Annotated in this window: 2 protein-coding genes; both read left to right on the top strand. The window is 62.9% G+C overall.

What is annotated here, in order from left to right; translation table 11 throughout:
• Positions 1-843, top strand: an 843-nt coding sequence (locus G0A00_RS26275; protein ID WP_164214298.1) for a multicopper oxidase domain-containing protein, incomplete at its 5' end; no start/stop codon positions are given.
• A 29-nt stretch (positions 844-872) separates the two neighbouring features.
• On the top strand, positions 873-1333 hold a 461-nt coding region (locus tag G0A00_RS26280), incomplete at its 3' end, for a copper oxidase (RefSeq protein ID WP_164214299.1).

The following is a 1333-nucleotide window of genomic DNA, read 5'->3' on the forward strand; positions in this document are numbered from 1 at the left end:
CACGCCGACGAGATGGTGCAGATGGCGATGGGGATGATGGGGCTTTTCATCGTCCACCCGCGCGATCCCGAGTTCATGCCTGTCGACAGGGATTTTGCCTTCCTTCTGGCGGCCTACGACATCGATCCCGGGACCTATATCCCGCGCGTGGCCGAGATGACGGATTTCAATCTCTGGACTTTTAACAGCCGGATTTTCCCCGACATCGACCCGCTGGTCGCGGCGAAAGGCGACCGGGTGCGCGTGCGCGTGGGGAACCTCACGATGACCAATCACCCGGTCCACATGCACGGCTACGATTTCGAAGTCACCTGTACGGATGGCGGTTGGGTACGCCCCGAAGCCCGCTGGCCCGAGGTGACCATCGACATCCCCGTCGGCGCCATGCGCGCCTATGAGTTCGACGCCGTGCATGAGGGCGATTGGGCACTGCATTGCCACAAGTCGCACCACACGATGAACGCGATGGGACATGAGCTTCCGACCGTCATCGGCGCCGACAAGCGACGGCTGACGGAAATGGTGCGCCGCCAGCAGCCCGGCTACATGCCGATGGGCACCGCGGGCATGGCGGACATGGGCGAGATGTCCATGGAAATTCCCGAAAACACCATCCCCATGATGACCGGTTGGGGACCTCACGGGCCGCTTGAGATGGGCGGCATGTTCACCGTGATGAAGGTGCGCGAGGGGATCGAGGCAGGCGATTACAGCGATCCCGGCTGGTACGAGAATCCCCCCGGCACGCAGGCCTACGAATGGACCGGCGAACTTCCGGACCACGCATCCAACACCAGCCCCAAAACCCTTCTCACGCCGCGCGGCGGCGTGAGGCAGGGCTGACTTATTCGAGCACAGGAGGACCAAAGCTCATGAAGAAAGCACTACTCACACTCGCGACCCTGCTCGCGCCCACCTTCGCATCGGCTGCCGGGCAGCACGCCGGTGGTCACGACGACGATCATGGCCCGATGAAGGGCCACGCCATGGCGCTTGGTTCGACCGCCGAAGGCGAGCCCACGCGCACGGTCGAGATCGTGATGAACGAGGACTACGACGCGGACTCCGTCTACGTCTTCGACAAGAAGGAACTCGACTTTGCCGCTGGCGAGACCGTGCGTCTGCACATCATCAACGCCGGCGAAGAAGTCCATGAGTTCGTCATGGACACCGCCGCAGCCAATGCTGAGCACAAGGAACTTATGGCGAAGTTCCCGGAGATGGAGCACGACGATCCCAACTCCGTCCGCCTTGAGCCGGGCCAGGAGGCCGAGATCCTCTGGACCTTCGGCGAACCCGGCACCTTCGAATTCGCATGCCTTCTGCCCGGCCA

It is taken from the genome of Salipiger sp. PrR002, from assembly GCF_010500775.1.
Taxonomy (GTDB): domain Bacteria; phylum Pseudomonadota; class Alphaproteobacteria; order Rhodobacterales; family Rhodobacteraceae; genus Salipiger.